The 16,968-nt window shown below is 68.8% G+C and carries 16 protein-coding genes; 11 read left to right on the forward strand and 5 right to left on the reverse strand.

Annotated features, from left to right (window positions below; translation table 11 throughout):
- Window positions 1-132 precede the first annotated feature (132 nt).
- Window positions 133-2,730, forward strand: a complete 2,598-nt coding sequence (gene glgP / locus QM841_RS21690; protein WP_280784728.1) for an alpha-glucan family phosphorylase — start codon at window positions 133-135, stop codon at window positions 2,728-2,730.
- Window positions 2,731-2,747: 17 nt separating this feature from the next.
- On the opposite strand, the gene QM841_RS21695 is transcribed toward glgP, so the two are convergent.
- Genes QM841_RS21695 through QM841_RS21715 form a run of 5 tightly spaced genes read right to left on the reverse strand, consistent with a single transcriptional unit; the run spans window position 2,748 to window position 9,379 of the window.
- Window positions 2,748-4,340: an ABC transporter permease gene (locus tag QM841_RS21695; RefSeq protein WP_283333538.1), complete on the reverse strand. Its 1,593-nt coding sequence runs from the start codon at window positions 4,338-4,340 to the stop codon at window positions 2,748-2,750.
- On the reverse strand, window positions 4,337-5,257 hold the full coding sequence (locus tag QM841_RS21700) for an ABC transporter ATP-binding protein (RefSeq protein WP_280784726.1): 921 nt from the start codon (window positions 5,255-5,257) through the stop codon (window positions 4,337-4,339). Before QM841_RS21700 ends, QM841_RS21695 begins: the two co-directional genes overlap by 4 nt.
- A gap of 55 nt (window positions 5,258-5,312) precedes the next feature.
- On the reverse strand, window positions 5,313-7,361 hold the full coding sequence (locus QM841_RS21705; protein WP_283333539.1) for an ATP-dependent DNA helicase: 2,049 nt from the start codon (window positions 7,359-7,361) through the stop codon (window positions 5,313-5,315).
- Between the two features lie 9 nt (window positions 7,362-7,370).
- Window positions 7,371-8,003: an isochorismatase family protein gene (locus QM841_RS21710; RefSeq protein ID WP_283333540.1), complete on the reverse strand. Its 633-nt coding sequence runs from the start codon at window positions 8,001-8,003 to the stop codon at window positions 7,371-7,373.
- The gene (locus tag QM841_RS21715; protein WP_283333541.1) at window positions 8,000-9,379 is read right to left on the reverse strand and encodes a nicotinate phosphoribosyltransferase; all 1,380 of its coding nucleotides are present in this window, start codon (window positions 9,377-9,379) and stop codon (window positions 8,000-8,002) included. The genes QM841_RS21710 and QM841_RS21715 overlap by 4 nt, the downstream gene beginning before the upstream one ends.
- Here QM841_RS21715 and clpS point away from each other — a divergent pair.
- The 10 genes from clpS to rph all read left to right on the forward strand — a co-directional run bounded on the left by clpS (window position 9,378) and on the right by rph (window position 16,965).
- A complete protein-coding gene (gene clpS / locus QM841_RS21720) occupies window positions 9,378-9,716 on the forward strand; it encodes an ATP-dependent Clp protease adapter ClpS (RefSeq protein ID WP_039950843.1) in 339 nt (112 codons plus the stop codon). The genes QM841_RS21715 and clpS overlap by 2 nt on opposite strands.
- Window positions 9,717-9,752: 36 nt before the next feature.
- Entirely contained in the window at window positions 9,753-10,340 is a 588-nt protein-coding gene (gene aosR / locus QM841_RS21725) for an oxidative stress transcriptional regulator AosR (RefSeq protein WP_283333542.1), read from the forward strand.
- Complete coding sequence (locus tag QM841_RS21730; RefSeq protein WP_283333543.1) at window positions 10,337-11,407, forward strand: P1 family peptidase; 1,071 nt, start codon at window positions 10,337-10,339, stop codon at window positions 11,405-11,407. Before aosR ends, QM841_RS21730 begins: the two co-directional genes overlap by 4 nt.
- 73 nt (window positions 11,408-11,480) lie before the next feature.
- Window positions 11,481-11,957 carry a M67 family metallopeptidase gene (locus QM841_RS21735; RefSeq protein ID WP_283333544.1) on the forward strand — a complete coding sequence of 159 codons (477 nt, stop codon included), beginning with the start codon at window positions 11,481-11,483 and terminating at the stop codon, window positions 11,955-11,957.
- 62 nt (window positions 11,958-12,019) lie between these two features.
- Window positions 12,020-12,292 (forward strand): MoaD family protein, encoded by a 273-nt coding sequence (locus QM841_RS21740; protein WP_009474135.1) that lies wholly within the window; start codon window positions 12,020-12,022, stop codon window positions 12,290-12,292.
- Between the two features lie 8 nt (window positions 12,293-12,300).
- Complete coding sequence (locus QM841_RS21745; protein ID WP_005262003.1) at window positions 12,301-13,263, forward strand: PLP-dependent cysteine synthase family protein; 963 nt, start codon at window positions 12,301-12,303, stop codon at window positions 13,261-13,263.
- Window positions 13,264-13,282: 19 nt separating this feature from the next.
- Complete coding sequence (locus QM841_RS21750) at window positions 13,283-13,957, forward strand: rhomboid family intramembrane serine protease (RefSeq protein ID WP_011594448.1); 675 nt, start codon at window positions 13,283-13,285, stop codon at window positions 13,955-13,957.
- 342 nt (window positions 13,958-14,299) lie between these two features.
- The gene (locus QM841_RS21755) at window positions 14,300-15,250 is read left to right on the forward strand and encodes a PLP-dependent cysteine synthase family protein (protein ID WP_283333545.1); all 951 of its coding nucleotides are present in this window, start codon (window positions 14,300-14,302) and stop codon (window positions 15,248-15,250) included.
- 122 nt (window positions 15,251-15,372) lie between these two features.
- Entirely contained in the window at window positions 15,373-16,131 is a 759-nt protein-coding gene (locus QM841_RS21760; RefSeq protein ID WP_283333546.1) for a cyclic nucleotide-degrading phosphodiesterase, read from the forward strand.
- Window positions 16,132-16,176: 45 nt separating this feature from the next.
- Complete coding sequence (rph, locus tag QM841_RS21765; RefSeq protein WP_007296580.1) at window positions 16,177-16,965, forward strand: ribonuclease PH; 789 nt, start codon at window positions 16,177-16,179, stop codon at window positions 16,963-16,965.
- Window positions 16,966-16,968 lie beyond the last annotated feature (3 nt).

Here is a 16,968-nt window from a genome sequence, read left to right on the forward strand (position 1 = left end):
GCCGGCGGCTCGTGGGCTGGGCCGCCCGTTCAACCGTAATGGAGTCGACCGGTTCCTGTCCGTATTGGAGTTCTGACGTCTACCCGCCCCGACACGGAGCAACGACGCCCCTAGTGCGTTATCGTTCGCGAGGTGAAAGCCTTGCGTCGGTTCACTGTCCGAGCCCACCTTCCGGAGCGGCTCGCTGCCCTCGGTCCGCTGTCCACCAATCTTCGCTGGTCGTGGCATCCGGCGACGCAGGAACTGTTCGGATTGCTGGACGCGGAACTCTGGCGGCAGGTGCAGTTCGACCCGGTCCGCATGCTCGGTGAGGTCGATCCCGCCCGCCTCGACGAACTGGCCGAGGACGTCGCGTTCCTGGCCCGGCTCGACGCCGCGGCCGCCGACCTCGACGACTACCTGTCCCGGCCCCGCTGGTATCAGAACCAGCAGGCCAAGGGAGTGTCGCTCGACGGTGGGATCGCGTATTTCTCAATGGAGTTCGGGGTCAGCGAGGTGCTGCCCAACTACTCCGGTGGACTCGGAATTCTCGCAGGTGACCACCTGAAGGCGGCGTCCGATCTGGGCCTGCCGCTGATCGGTGTCGGCCTGTTGTACCGCTCGGGTTACTTCCGGCAGTCGCTGACCGCGGACGGTTGGCAGGCCGAGCACTACCCGCCGCACGACCCGCAGGGCCTGCCGCTGCGTCTGCTCACCGAGTCCGGGCCGCAGTCGTCGGGTGGGGCGCCCGTCCTCGTCCACGTCGCGATCCCCGGGGGCCGGGTTCTGCGCGCCCGCGTGTGGATCGCCCAGGTGGGACGCGTCCCGCTGCTGCTGCTCGACTCCGACATCGCGGAGAACGACGCCGAGATGCGGGGCGTCACCGACCGTCTGTACGGCGGCGACCAGGACCACCGCATCAAACAGGAGATCCTCGCCGGCATCGGCGGTGTCCGGGCCGTGCGCGCCTACACCCACGCCTACGGCCTGCCCGACCCCGCCGTCTTCCACATGAACGAGGGGCATGCGGGTTTCCTCGGCATCGAGCGGATCCGTGAACTGGTCACCACCGGCGGGCTCGACTTCGACGAAGCGCTCGCCACGGTCCGGGCCGGCACGGTCTTCACCACCCACACCCCGGTGCCCGCGGGAATCGACCGGTTCCCGGCCGACCTCGTGCGGCACTACTTCGGCGGCGACAACGGTGCGAACGAATCCTCGCTGCTACCGGGGCTGACGATCGACCGGATCCTCGGACTCGGCCGCGAATCGGATCCGTCGGTGTTCAACATGGCCCACATGGGCCTGCGTCTCGGGCAACGGGCCAACGGCGTGTCCAAGCTGCACGGCATCGTCAGCCGCGAGATGTTCCAGCCGCTGTGGCAGGGATTCGACGCCGAAGAGGTACCGATCGGGTCGGTGACCAACGGTGTCCACGCGCCCACCTGGGCCGCACCCGAATGGATCGATCTCGCAACCCGCATCCTGGGCCCCGAACTGGTGGAGGAGGCCCGCGGCTGGGAGCGGCTGCAGGACCTGTCCGCCGAGGAACTGTGGTCGACCCGCAACGCGTTGCGCGGGAAACTGGTCGAGGAGGTGCGCCGCCGGGTACGCGCATCCTGGATCGAACGCGGTGCGACGTCCGCCGAACTCGGCTGGACGGACGAGGTGTTCGACCCGAACGTGCTCACCGTCGGCTTCGCCCGGCGAGTGCCCACCTACAAGCGACTGACGCTGATGCTCCGCGACCCCGAGCGGCTCCGGGCCCTGCTCCTCGACGAGAAGCGGCCTGTGCAGCTGGTGGTCGCCGGGAAGAGCCACCCCGCGGACGACGGCGGGAAGGCCCTCATCCAGCAGGTCGTGCGGTTCGCCGACGCCGCCGACGTCCGGCACCGCATCACCTTCCTGCCCGACTACGACATGTCGATGGCGCGGTACCTCTACTGGGGTTGCGACGTGTGGCTCAACAACCCGCTGCGCCCGCTCGAGGCGTGCGGCACGTCGGGGATGAAGTCCGCCCTCAACGGCGGACTGAACCTGTCGATCCGCGACGGCTGGTGGGACGAGATGTTCGACGGCGAGAACGGCTGGGCCATCCCGACCGCGGACGGCGTCGTCGATGAGACGCGGCGCGACGATCTCGAGGCCAGCGCACTGTACGAACTGCTCGAACGCGCCGTTCTGCCGAGGTTCTACGACCGTGCGGACGGCCTGCCGGTGCGCTGGGTGGAGATGGTTCGTCACACACTGCAGAATCTCGGACCCAAGGTGCTCGCGTCGCGGATGGTGCGCGACTACGCCGTCCAGTACTACGCGCCCGCCGCCGAAGCGGCCCGGACGGTGGCGGAAGAGAACTACGCCGGGGCCCGCGAACTCGCCGCGTTCCGTCGTCGCGTCGAGGCCGCCTGGCCGGCGGTGGCGGTCCTGCAGGTCGACGGCGCCGGACTACCCGACACTCCCGAGATCGGCGCCAACCTGGTGCTGCGCGCCCGCATCCGCCTCGGCGAACTGTCCGTCTCGGACGTCACCGTGCAGGCCGTGATCGGAAAGGCCGGACCGGACGAGGAACTCACCGACATCGTCACGGTCCCGATGACCCACTTCGCATCGGAGGAGTCCGGGGAGCTGTTCGTCGCCGACCTGGCCCTGCCGCTGTCCGGGTCGGTCGGATACACGGTGCGGGTCCTTCCGCACCACCGGTTGCTCGTCGCCCCGTCCGAGCTGGGCCTGGTGACGGCGCCGAACCCCTGACCGGCGCTACCGAGCCGTCACCGGCCGACGTCCCGGCGCTGGAATCCGGTGACCGCCGCGAGGAACAGGGCCGCCGCGAGTAGCAGCAGAACCGCGAGGGGAGTAGCCGAGAAACTCTCGGCAGGCAGGGCCGGCGTGTAGTGGAAGGGGGAGAGCACCCCGAACCAGTCGGGGAGCACTTCCCCGAACATTCCGGCGACGAGCACGTAGCCCAGAAATACCCACAACGCCGGCAACGCGCGCGGACTCAGGCTGTAGACGGCCGCGCACGCACCGACGATCACGAGCACGGCAGGCACGGAGTTCAGGGCCGCGCCGATCAACCGGCCGAGCGCCCCGGCATCGGACAGCGTGAACGCCGCGGTGATCCCCATGCCGACCCCCGCCGCCACCGCGATCGCGACCGCCGCAGCGGCGATCACGGCCAGCTGTCCACCGAGCCACGACGCCCGCGACACGGGGGTGGCCAGTGCCTCCTCGGCGCGACCGGACGATTCTTCGGAACGGATGGATACGACGGCGCCGACGGCGTACATCGCCGCCATCACCACCAGGAACACCAGATACAGGGCGAATGCACCGTCGGCCGCCGCCGCGGCGCCACCCGGCAGCAGCTGCGCGAGATCGGGATCCTGGTCGATGAAATCGCTGATCTGCTTGCCGAGTGAACCGATGGGCAGCGACAGCGCGAACACACCGACACCCCAGGCGAGGATCTGACCGCGCTGCTGACGCGCCGCCAGCGCGGTGATACCGGTCAGGCGGGGGGACGCCTCGGCGCGCCCGCCCCGCGGCGGAAGGAGCCCCGCCCCGACGTCCCGGCGACCGATGGCGGCATATGCGCACCCGACGGTCAGCGCCGCTGCGACGATTCCGATCAGCAACGGCCACCAGCGTTCGTCGACATAGGCGCGGGTGGCCTGCGACCAGCCGATCGGCGACACCCACGTCAGCAGGCTCCCGCTGTGTCCCTGCTGCACGTCGCCCACTGCCCGCAGCAGATACCCGACGATGATCGCGGAGATCCCGACACCGCTTGCCGTGCGGGCGTGTTCGGTGAACTGGGACGCCAGCGCCGACAACGAGGTGAACACCAGACCCACCACCAGCACACCCGCGGACATGTTCAGCGAACCCGCCGGAGGCAGACCCACACCGAGCAACCCGATGACGAGCAGAAGCGCGACGAACAGGTTTGCGAGCGCCGCGGAGATCAGTCCCGCCGTGATTCCCGCATACCGCCCGACGACGCCGGCGCGTACCAGTTCCGTGCGTCCGGTCTCCTCCTCCGTCCGCAGATGCCGCGTCACCAGCAGCACCGACATGATCGCGACGGCCACCATCGTCATGCCGGCGATCTCGTTGGCCACCATCGCACCGAGCGTGTAGCCGTCCAGCCCGTACCCCGGCCCGGCGAGTGCCGTGGCTGCCGGCGACGAGATGAGTTCGGCACGGGCCTGCCGTGATTCGGCGGTCGGGTAGATGGTCGAGTAACTCGACGCGATCAGGACGGTGAGGCCCGCCACCGCGACCGTCCACACCGGAATCCGGACCCGGTCGGTGCGCACCGCCAGTTCGGCGAGCACACCCGTTCCGCTCAGTCGACTCACTGCGGCCGTCCGATCCCGAGTGCCTCGACCTCGTCGCGGTACTCGCGGAGGAACAGGTCCTCGAGCGTCGGCGGGTTGGCGGTGATCGAGATGATGCCCAGCCCCGTCAGCGTGGTCATGACAGGATCGATCTGATCGGAATCGACGTCGAACGTCACCGTGTTCGCGTCCTCACCCTTCTGCAGGTTGTGCACGCCGGGGACATTCGCGATGGGGGTGGGCTTGATCCGGGTGGTCGCCGTCACCGTGGTGCGGGTGAAATGGCGCAGTTCGGACAGCGTTCCCGCCTGCACGGTCTTACCCGCGCGAATGATGGTGACGGCGTGGCACAGCGCGTCGACCTCGGCGAGGATGTGGCTGGACAACAGCACCGTGCGTCCTTCGCGGGCGAATTCGGTGATGCACTCCTGAAACACCGCCTCCATCAACGGGTCCAGGCCCGACGTCGGCTCGTCGAGGATGAGGAGTTCGGTGTCGGCGGCGAGCGCAGCCACGAGAGCGACCTTCTGCCGGTTGCCTTTCGAATAGGTGCGGCCCTTGCGGGTGGGGTCGAGTTCGAACCGCTCGATCAGCGACGCTCGACGGACCGGATCGAGTCCGCCGCGCAGCCGCCCGAGAAGGTCGATCGCCTCGCCACCGGACAGATTGGGCCACAGGTTCACATCCCCCGGAACGTAGGCCAGTCGCCGATGCACAGGAACGGAATCCTGCCACGGATCGGAACCGAGAACGGACGCCGAACCGCCGTCGGCGCGCAGGAGGCCGAGGAGCACCCGGATGGTCGTGGACTTGCCCGAGCCGTTGGGTCCGAGGAATCCGTGCACCTCGCCCGACTTCACCTCCAGATCGAGGCCGTCGAGGGCGAGGACTTCGCCGAACTTCTTGGTGAGTCCGCGGACTGAGATCGCAAGGTCCATCGGTCGAGCATAGGTGCGCACCCCGTCGCTGTCCGACTCAGTGCGCGGCCGCGGTTCAGGGGCGCGAATCGCGGATCCGCCCCAGTGCCTTACGCACGACTTCCGGATCGGACGTCTCCCAGAACGGAGGCAGCGAGGCGCGAAGGTACCCGGCGTAGCGGGCCGTGGCGAGCCGCGGATCGAGGACGGCCACCACACCCTTGTCGTCGACGCTGCGCAGCAGACGTCCCACACCCTGTGCGAGCAGCAGCGCCGCGTGATTGGCTGCGACGGAGAGGAACCCGTTTCCGCCGCGCGACTCGACGGCCTTCTGCCGGGCGACCCGCAACGGGTCGTCGGGGCGGGGGAAGGGGATGCGGTCGAGAATTACGAGGCTGAGGGACGGGCCCGGCACGTCGACACCCTGCCACAGCGACAGCGTGCCGAACAGCGATGTCGGCTCGTCGCCGGCGAACGCCCGGACGAGGGCGCCCGTCGAGTCGTCGCCCTGGCACAGGATCGGGGTGTCGAGCCGGTCGCGCATGGCCTCGGACGCGGCCTTGGCGGCCCGCATCGACGAGAACAATCCCAGCGTGCGCCCGCCCGCCGCCTCGACGAGTTCGGCGATCTCGTCGAGATACGCGGGGGAGAGGCCGTCCCGGCCCGGCGGCGGAAGCTGCTTCGCGATGTAGATGATGCCGGCGCGGGCGTGGTCGAACGGCGACCCGACGTCGAGGGCGTTCCATTTGAGCGTGCCCGAATCGGACGGCGCCTCGGAGCCGGTGGCCATCGCCGGATCGATCACGACTGACGATTCGGCAGGAAGTCCCCAGTTGACCGCGAGACCGTCGAACGACCCGCCCACAGTCAGCGTCGCCGACGTCAGGACCACGGTCGATTCGGCGAACAGCCGGGAACGCAGCAGCCCGCCGACCGACAGCGGCGCCATCCGCACCACCCGGCGGATCGAACCGCGATTGTCGTCGGCGGCCAGCCACACCACGTCGTGACGCTTGGCCGGATCCGGCTCGTCGAAGGCGCTGAGAACGCGGACGGCGCTGTCGTGGACTTCCTCGACCGACGCGAGTGCGGTGTTGCGCGCGGCGGCGGCCTCGGGATCGCTCAACGCCATGCCGGGACGGGACGGGCCGATGGCCGTGCGCAGCGACCACGCGGCGTCGCGGACAGCGGCGAGTGCGGGGGCGGCGCCGGGCGGCAGTGCCTCCCACCGTTCCGGCCGCAATTCCTCGAGCAGTGCCGCCCAGCCCTCACCCGCGGCCTCGAGACGGTCCGCGTCCTGCTCCTCGACGAGCTTCGCGCAGCGCCGCGCCGCGGCACTGATCGTCGACGCCGCCAACTCCGCGGTGGCGACGTTGGTGACCCGGTCGACCAGTTCGTGCGCCTCGTCGATGACCACGACGTCGTGTTCGGGGAGGATCGCGATTCCGGTGATGGCGTCGATGGCGAGCAGGGCGTGGTTGGTGACCACGACGTCGACCTGAGAGGCCTCCGCGCGGGCGCGCTCGGCGAAGCAGTCCTCGCCGACCGGGCACCGGGACTTGCCGAGACATTCCCGGGCGGTGACGCTGACCTGGCGCCACGCCTTGTCGCTGACTCCGGGGGCCAGGTCGTCGCGGTCGCCGGTCTCGGTGTCCGAGGACCACTCGGTGAGGCGCTGGACCTCGCGTCCGAGCCGCGACACCGCGAACGGGTCGAACAGCTCGTCCGTGGGAGGCTCTTCGGCGGATCCGGTGTGGATTTTGTTCATGCACAGATAGTTGTTGCGGCCCTTGAGGATCGCGAAGTGCGGTCGCCGTCCGAGTGAACCCTCGACCGCGTCCGCGAGCCGCGGCATGTCGCGGTCGATCAGCTGACGCTGCAGTGCGATGGTGGCCGTCGAGACGACGACAGTCTTCCCGCTCTGCACCGCGTGCCGGACGCTCGGCACCAGATAGGCGAGGGACTTGCCGGTGCCCGTCCCGGCCTGGACGGCCAGATGCTCCCCGGTATCGATCGAATGCGCGACGGCGGAAGCCATGGTCAGCTGGTTGGACCGCTCGGCACCGCCCAGCGACCGCACCGCCGTGCGCAACAGCTCGGGGACGTTGGGGAGGTTTTCAGGCACCCGAGCAGGTTACTCGGGACCTACGTCAGAAATCGTCACGCGGTCCGAGGGGGTGCCCGAGTCGCGGCCCACGAGGCGCACCCCGGCGGCCCGCATCGCGGTGATCGCGGCCTCGACGGTCGCAGGGGCGACACCGGCGGTGAGGGGGAGATGGACGCGCGTCGGGAACCCGGCGGCCACGGCGTCGAGCGCCGTCGCGACCACGCAGTGATCGGTGGCGATCCCCACCACGTCGACCTCGGTGACTCCGGCCGCACGCAGCCATTTCTCCAGGCTCTGGCCGTCGGAGTTCCTGCCTTCGAAGCCCGAGTAGGCCGCCGAGAACTCGCCCTTGGAGAACACCGATTCGATGCCGCTCAGGTCGAGGTCGGGGTGGAAGTCCGCGCCGGACGTTCCCGATTTGCAGTGCACCGGCCACGTGTCGACGTAGTCCGGTTCGTCGGAGAAATGGTGGCCCGGGTCGATGTGGTGGTCGATCGTGGCCGCGACGGCGTCGTACTCGGTCGCCGCCAGGAAGCCGCTGATCGCGGCCGCGACCGCGGAACCACCGTCGACGGCGAGGGAGCCGCCCTCGCAGAAGTCGTTCTGGACGTCGACCACGAGCAGCGCCCGCCGGACGTCGGTGTTCTCGATGTCGGTCATGGTGCCCTCCTGGGTTCGGGTTCGGCGAAGCGCACCGGGATCGCGGGCTCGCCGTGGGAGAGCTTCAGGCCCTCCCAGGGCAGGCTGACGAGGCCCGCCGCCAAGAGGGATCTGCTGTCCTCCAGGGTAGTCGTGTCGCAGACGGTCTCACCGCCCCGCACCAGCGGGACCAGCAGCTCCCGCGCCTCGAGAACCGCCGAGCCGGGTGCGTCCGAATGGGCCGAGTACACGACCTCCTCGACCAGGGTTCCGGTGTCCCGGGCGAATCGCAACGCCCGCTTGGTGCCGCCCCGCGACGCCTTGTTGCTGCTTCTCTTCTCGACGGGGATGCCGTCCACCTCGACGAGTTTGTAGACCATTCCGGCGGTCGGCGCGCCGGAGCCGACGACGACGGACGTGCCGACGCCGTAGACGTCGACCGGTTCGGCGCGCAACGCGGCGATGGCGTATTCGTCGAGGTCGCCGGAGACGACGATCTTCGTCCCGGCCGCACCGAGGTCGTCGAGTTGCCTGCGGACCTGCCGGGCCAGCACACCCAGATCGCCGGAGTCGATCCGGACGCCCCCGAGTCCGGGGCCCGCGACCTCGACGGCGGTCCTGACGCCCTCGGTGATGTCGTACGTGTCGACGAGAAGCGTGGTCCCGACTCCGAGTGCCGCGACCTGCGCGCGGAACGCCGCCGCCTCGTCCGGCCCGTCCGGGGTGGTGTGCAACAGGGTGAACGCGTGCGCGCTGGTACCCGCACCGGGCACTCCGTGCCTGCGGACCGCCTCCAGATTCGACGTGGCCGTGAAACCCGCCAGATAGGCGGCGCGGGAGGCCGCCACCGCGGATTCCTCGTGGGTGCGCCGCGAACCCATCTCGATCATGGGGCGTCCGTCGGCGGCGCTGACCATGCGGGCGGCGGCGGACGCGATCGCGCTGTCGTGGTTGAGGATCGACAGGCTCAGCGTCTCGAGCAGGACGCATTCGGCGAACGTTCCACGGACGGAGAGGATCGGGGAACCGGGAAAGTAGAAGTCGCCCTCGCGGTAGCCGTCGATGTCCCCGCTGAAGCGATAGTCACGCAGCCACGCGACCGTCGCCTCGTCGAGGAAGCGGGACACGATCGCGAGTTCCTGCTCGCCGAAGCGGAAGTTCGACAGCGCGGCAACCAGACGGGCGGTGCCGCCGACGACTCCGTACCGGCGGCCGTCGGGGAGCCGGCGGGCGAACACCTCGAAACTGCAGCGCCGGTGGGCGGAACCGTCGGCGAGGGCGGCCGACAGCATCGTCAACTCGTACTGGTCGGTGAACAAGGCGGTGCTGTCTCTGGACACCCGGCCACTGTAAGCCGCGGTGTCGCCCAGTGGAGGAGCGTCGTACCCTGGTGTCATGGCTCATTGCTCGACGACAGCTCCATTCGTGGATGCCATGCCGGCATCGCCGCAGGTCACCCCTGCAGAGTCGGAGGTCGCCGAGATCGATGAAGCCAATGATCGTCCCTGGGTCACCGTCGTGTGGGACGATCCGGTGAATTTGATGCACTACGTCACCTACATTTTCCAGAAGCTCTTCGGGTACAGCAAAGCCAAGGCCACGGAATTGATGATGCAGGTCCATTCCGAGGGGAAGGCCGTGGTGTCGAGCGGCTCCCGGGACAAGGTCGAAAACGATGTACGCAAGCTGCACGCGGCCGGCCTGTGGGCCACGATGCAGCGCGACGGCAGCTAACTTTCCGTTCGGACAGTAAGGAACTCGGTACACGACGTGCGGATGTGGAGCAGGAAGAACTCGCTCGGCGGTGTGAAGCTGCGTTCGGAGATGGACGCGCACGAGGCCACGGTGCTGCGATCGCTGGTCGCCTCCGTCCTCGGTCTCCTCGAGGAGCGGGCCGCGTCCGCCCCGGAGGACGAACTCGCGGCGCTCACCGGGATGCGGACCGGCAACACGGCGGCACCCGACGAGGAGGTCCTCGCGCGGCTGCTGCCCGACTTCCACCGTCCCGACATGGACGCGCCGGACGACGACGAGATCCGCGCCGAATCGAAGGCCGACATCAACGGTGCGCTGCGCGGACTCCACGAACCGGAGATCATCGACGCCAAACTGGCGGCGGGCTCGGTCATTCTCCACACGGTGCCCGAGAACGGCGGCAAGGTGCTGCTCACGCGGGAACAGGCCGACGCCTGGCTCAGCGGTCTCAACGACGTGCGGCTGGCACTGGGCACCAACCTGGGCATCGACGCCGACACGCCCGACGAACTCGATCCCGCCGATCCCCGCGCACCGCACCTCGACATCTACCACTGGCTGACCTGGATGCAGGACTCGCTCGTTCAGGCGCTCGCACCGTGACGGCCACGACGCCGGGCCGCACCGATTCGCTCGTCGATGTGGTGGGCCTGAGCGTCGGGCACCACCACGAACTCGACGCGGACGCCGCGCTCGGACGCGGCGCCGCCACCGGATGCACCGTGGTCCTCGCGCCGCACGGCGCGACCGGTGCGGTCGACGTCCGTGGCGGGGGACCGGGCACCCGGGAAACGGACCTCCTCGACCCCAGTCACAGCGTCCGGAAGGTGCACGCGATCGTCCTGACCGGCGGCAGCGCGTACGGACTCGCCGCCGCCGACGGCGTCATGCGGTGGCTCGAGGAGCACGGTCACGGAATCGCCATGGGGGAGCCCGATCAGGTGGTCCCGATCGTTCCCGCTGCCGTGATCTTCGATCTGCCGGTCGGTGACTGGCGCAGGCGTCCCACCGCCGAATTCGGTTACCGGGCAGCAGATTCTGCGTCGCACACCGTGCTCTCCGGTTCGGTGGGCGCCGGGGTCGGGGCGCGTGCGGGCGCGCTCAAAGGCGGTATCGGAACGGCGAGCGTCGTCGTCACGGACGGTCCGGCGAAGGGCATCACGGTGTCCGCGCTGATGGTGGCCAATCCCGTCGGAACCGTGTTCGATCCCGCGACCGGACTGCCGTGGGGTGTCGCCACCGTGGGTGCAGCCGCTTTCGGGCTCAGACCCCCCGTCGCCGCCGAGGTGTCGGCGGCGCGCGAACTGATCGCCAAGAGCACCGTCCTCAACACCACCATCGGGGTCGTCGCGACCGACGCCGTCCTGGGCAAGGCGGCGCTACGCCGCGTCGCCGTCGCCGGCCACGACGGGCTGGCCCGCGCGATCCGGCCGGCGCATTCGCCGCTCGACGGCGACACGATCTTCGCGCTCTCCACCGGCATCCACCCGGTCCACCACCCGGCGGGAGTGCCCGACGCGTTCCCGCCCGATCTGCCCGTCGTCGACGCCGTCTGCACCGCGGCCGCCGAAGTGGTGGAGAAGGCCATCGTCGACGCCGTCCTCAGCGCCACCCCCGTCGCGGGAATTCCCACCTACCGCGAACTGTTCCCTTCAGCACTGCGTTCCTGAGGTACGCGTTCCTGAGGTACGCGTTCCTGAGGTACCGGCCGGTCGGTGGCCGACTCGCCGGTGCGCACCTAGGATGGCGCTCACGGAGGTGGATGACGTGCTGGTGATTCGATCGGACTTCGTCGAGGCGATGGTCGCGCACGCGCGCGCCGACCACCCGGACGAGGCGTGCGGGGTCATCGCCGGGCCGGACGGCTCCGACCGCCCCGAACGGCACATCCCGATGATCAACGCCGAGCGTTCGCCCACGTTCTACCGATTCGACTCGGGTGAGCAACTGAAGGTGTGGCGGGCGATGGACGACGCCGACGAGGTGCCGGTCGTGATCTACCACTCGCACACCGCCACCGAGGCGTACCCGAGCCGGACCGACATCTCCTTCGCATCCGAACCGGACGCCCACTACGTGCTGATCTCCACCCGCGACCCCGAAGTCCACGAACTGCGCAGCTACCGCATCGTCGACGGTGTCGTCACCGAGGAACCCGTCGACGTGGTCCAGAGCTACAAGTTTGCCCACACGTCCGTGGCAGACATCCCCGACAAGTGACGGTGCCGTCCCTCGCGACGGGCCCGCGGCAGGTAAGACACCCACATCTCGAGGAGCCGACCATGGCTGTCACAGTTTCGATCCCCACCATCCTGCGTACCCACACCGGCGGTGAAAAGCGGGTGGAGGCAACAGGTCCCACACTCTCCGCCGTCATCGACGACCTCGACGGCAACTACGGCGGCATCAAGGACCGCCTGATCAACGACGGCCGCCTGCATCGCTTCGTCAACGTGTACGTCAACGACGAGGACGTCCGATTCTCCGGCGGACTCGACACCGAGGTGGCCGACGGGGACTCCGTGACGATCCTGCCCGCCGTCGCCGGAGGCTGATCGCGGCCGTGGCGCGGTTCGATTCGCTGATCGACACCCTCGGCGACACACCCCTCGTCGGGCTGCCCCGCCTGTCTCCCAGCTGGAACGGTGCTGCGCCGGTCCGCCTGTGGGCGAAGCTCGAGGACCGCAACCCCACCGGTTCGGTGAAGGACCGGCCCGCCCTCCGCATGATCGAGCAGGCCGAGAACGACGGCACCCTGACACCCGGCGCCACGATCCTCGAACCGACCAGCGGGAACACCGGGATCTCGCTCGCGATGGCCGCGAAACTCAAGGGCTACCACCTGATCTGCGTGATGCCCGAGAACACGTCCGTGGAACGCAGGCAACTGCTGACGATGTTCGGTGCGCAGATCATCGACTCGCCCGCGCGCGGTGGCTCGAATCAGGCTGTGGCCGTGGCCAAGGAGCTGTCCGCGGAGCATCCCGACTGGGTGATGCTGTACCAGTACGGCAATCCCGCGAATGCGCTGGCGCACTACGAGACCACCGGCCCCGAGATCCTGCGCGACCTTCCCGAGATCACCCACTTCGTCGCGGGCCTCGGCACCACCGGCACCCTGATGGGTGTGGGGCGCTACCTCCGCGAACACGTCGACGGCATCGAGATCGTGGCCGCCGAGCCCCGGTACGGCGAACTCGTCTACGGCCTCCGCAACATCGACGAGGGCTTCGTCCCCGAGTTGTACGACGAATCCGTCCTCACCTCGCGGTTCTCCGTCGGCCCCGCCGACGCCGTCCGTCGCACCCGGCAACTGATCGACAACGAAGGCATCTTCGCGGGCATCTCGACCGGCGCGATCCTCCACGCCGCGCTGGGGGTGGCGCGCAAGGCCGTCAAGGCCGAACGCGCGGCGAATATCGCGTTCATCGTCGCCGACGGCGGATGGAAATATCTGTCGACCGGCGCATACGGCGGTACGGTCGAGGAAGCAGAAGAAGCACTGGAAGGGCAGTTGTGGGCATGACGGCAGGGGTGTGTGGATCATGACGTCGTCGTTCGACTCCTCGCGATTCGACTCGCCGGTGCCGAGGGGTGGCGCGAAGCCGGCGCCCGCGTCGAAGTCGAAGCCGCTGTGGCTGCAGTCCGCAATCCTCATCGGCACCTTCACGATGCTGCTGTACGTCATCGAGATCGTCGACGTGGCGTCCGACGAGCGACTCGAAGAGAACGGCGTCGGGCCGCGCTCCATCGACGGGCTGTGGGGGATTCTGTTCGCCCCGGTCCTGCACGACGACTGGGCGCACCTGTTCGCGAACACCGTCCCGCTGCTGGTCCTCGGGTTCCTCGTGCTGCTGTCGGGCATCGCCCGCGGCCTCGCCGCCACCGGGATCGTCTGGGTGGTCGGAGGTCTGGGCACCTGGTTGACCGGCGGATCCTATTCCAACCACATCGGCGCCTCCGTCCTGATCTTCGGCTGGCTCGCCTACCTGCTGGTCCGGGGAATCTTCGCCCGCAGCCTCGGCCAGATCCTCGTGGGTGTGGTGGTGTTCGTCGTCTACGGCAGCCTGCTGTGGGGTGTGCTCCCCAGCGCTCCCGGTGTGTCCTGGCAGGGCCATCTGTTCGGCGCCGTCGGCGGTGTCGTCGCAGCCTGGCTGCTCTCCGCGGACGCCAGGAAGCAGCGGGCACGGAAAGCGGTGGGGCCACAATCGTTCGGGTGATCCCCCCGGGGTGAGGCGCGTGCGATGCACCGGCGTGTACCGCGCATCCGACCGCTGCGAGTAGGGCCTGCTGGTAGGCTCCACCCGAGATTCGGGCACCCAGGTACTGCGTAGTTCAGAGCTGTCGACAGTGTCGTCACGGAGGGCCGGTGGAGGTGGTCGAACTCGCGGTTCGCGCACACGCCGTGCCGCCGAGGTCCGGGCGTCCCCAGCGGCGGATCTCCGTCGCCGCACCCCACCGCACCCTCAGGAGTTGATCATGGCTGTCACAGTTTCGACCCCCGACGTCGACGGTGAGTGTCCGTCCGTTCGCTGTGTAGTCACGGGAGGCTGATCGCTGCCGTGGCAAGGTTCGATTCGTACATCGACACTCTCGGGAACACACCTCTGGTCGGCCTGCCCCGGCTGTCGCCACGCTGGAACGGCAGCAGCCCGGTGCGGTTGTGGGCCAAACTCGAGGATCACAATCCCACCGGTTCGATCAAGGATCGCCCGGCGCTACGCATGATCGAGCAAGCAGAACGGGACGGCCGTCTCACTCCCGGTGCGACGATACTCGAATCGACCAGCGGCAACACCGGTATCTCTCTGGCGATGACCGCCAAACTGAAGGGCTACCAGCTGATCTGCGTGATGCCCGAGAACACGTCGATGGAGCGCCGCCAGCTGTTAACGATGTTCGGCGCCCGGATCATCGACTCTCCCGCCGCCGGTGGTTCCAACGAGGCCGTCGCCGTCGCGAGGCGACTGTCGGACGAGAATCCGGACTGGGTACTGCTCTACCAGTACGGCAACCCGGCCAACGCGATGGCGCACTACGAGACCACGGGGCCGGAAATCCTGAGGGATCTTCCCGAGATCACCCACTTCGTGGCCGGGCTCGGCACCACCGGGACACTGATGGGTACGGGCCGGTTTCTCCGCGAGCACGTCGACGGCATCGAGATCGTGGCCGCGGAACCACGCTTCGGCGAAATGGTGTGTGGCCTCCGCAACATCGAAGAGGGATTCGTTCCGGAACTGTACGACGAATCGGTACTCACCCGGCGATTCCGGGTACGCCACACCGAGGCGATCCAGCGCACCCGCGAACTGATCGACGTCGAGGGAATCTTCGCCGGCACCTCCACCGGCGCCAATCTCCATGCTGCACTCGACGTGGCGCGGTACGCCCTCGAGACGGGACAGCGGGCCGACATCGCGTTCGTGGTCGCCGACGCCGGATGGAAGTACCTCTCGACCGGCACCTACGACCCACAGGTCCAAGTCCTCGAAGAGGCATGGGAACGGTAACGGCGGCGGATCCGCGGTAGATCGCCATGGTCAGGTCACAGTTCCCCATCGGTTGTGAGGTCGACGCGCCAATTCCGTCGGAAGCTTTTTCCGAAACGGGTCGTCGTGGCAGCATGGCGGGTATGCGCATTACCGTCCTGGGGTGTTCAGGGAGCGTCTCCGGACCAGACTCACCTGCATCGGGTTATCTGTTGACCGCGCCGGACACACCGCCGCTGGTACTCGACTTCGGACCCGGTGTCCTCGGTGCGCTCCAGCGGTTCGCCGATCCCGGCGAGGTCTCCGTCCTCCTCAGCCACCTGCACGCGGACCACTGCCTGGACCTCCCAGGACTGCTCGTCTGGCGCCGCTATCATCCGCACCCGCCGAAGGGGCGCGCACTCGTCTACGGCCCGTCCGACACCGCCCGCCGGATCGGCGTCGCGTCCGCGGAGTGCGGCGGCGACATCGACGACATCTCCGACACGATCGACCTGCACCACTGGACCGACGGCGAACCGGTCACGTTCGGCGACCTCACCATCACCGCGCGCCGGGTCAACCACCCGCCCGAGGCGTACGGGTTCCGCCTGACCAACGGCGCCGGGCGCACCCTCGTCTACACCGGCGACACCGGCATGTGTGACGAAGTGATCGACCTCGCCCGCGCGGCCGACGTCCTGCTCGCCGAGGCGTCGTGGACGCACAGCCCGGACCGGCCCGAAGGGATCCACCTCTCGGGGACCGAGGCCGGTCAGGTCGCACACCGCGCCGGTGTCGCCGAACTGCTGCTCACCCACATACCGCCGTGGACGTCCCGCGAAGACGTCATCGCCGAGGCCAAGGCCGAATTCTCCGGCCCCGTGCACGCGGTGTCCGCGGGCGGCGTCTACACCGTCTGAAGCCGTGTGCCCGCGCCCCGGGCGGGGGCGACTAGGCTCTCTGCCGTGACCACACGAGAAGACGGTAGGGCGGACGACGAACTCCGCGAGGTCAAGATCACCCGGGGCTTCACCACTCATCCCGCGGGATCGGTGCTGGTGGAATTCGGAAACACCAGGGTGATGTGCACAGCCAGCGTCGAGGACGGTGTTCCCCGTTGGCGTCAGGGCTCCGGACTCGGCTGGCTGACGGCCGAATACGCCATGCTGCCCGCCGCCACCCACACCCGCAGCGGCCGAGAGTCCGTCAAGGGCAAGGTCGGTGGACGAACCCAGGAGATCAGCCGGCTGGTCGGACGCTCCCTCCGTGCCTGCATCGACCTCGCCGCCATCGGTGAGAACACCATCGCCCTCGACTGCGACGTGCTGCAGGCCGACGGCGGAACCCGCACTGCCGCCATCACCGGCGCCTATGTGGCCCTCGTCGACGCGGTGACCTACCTCCGCGCCGCCGGCCGCCTCGCCGACCCCCAGCCGATCTCCTGTGGCATCGCCGCGGTGAGCGTGGGCGTCGTCGACGGCCGTGTGCGCCTCGACCTGCCGTACGAGGAGGACTCGCGCGCCGAGGTCGACATGAACGTCGTGGCCACCGACACGGGCACCCTCGTCGAGATCCAGGGCACCGGCGAAGGCGCGACGTTCCCGCGGAGCACGCTCGACAAACTGCTGGACTCCGCGCTCGCAGGGTGCGAGCAGTTGTTCGAGATCCAGAAGGCCGCACTCGAACTGCCCTACCCCGGTGCGCTTCCGGAGCCGAAGGTCCCGGAGACGTCGAAGAAGAAGTTCGGGGGCTAGATC

This window comes from Rhodococcus sp. IEGM 1307 (genome assembly GCF_030056915.1).
In the GTDB taxonomy this organism is placed as follows: domain Bacteria; phylum Actinomycetota; class Actinomycetes; order Mycobacteriales; family Mycobacteriaceae; genus Rhodococcus_F; species Rhodococcus_F opacus_D.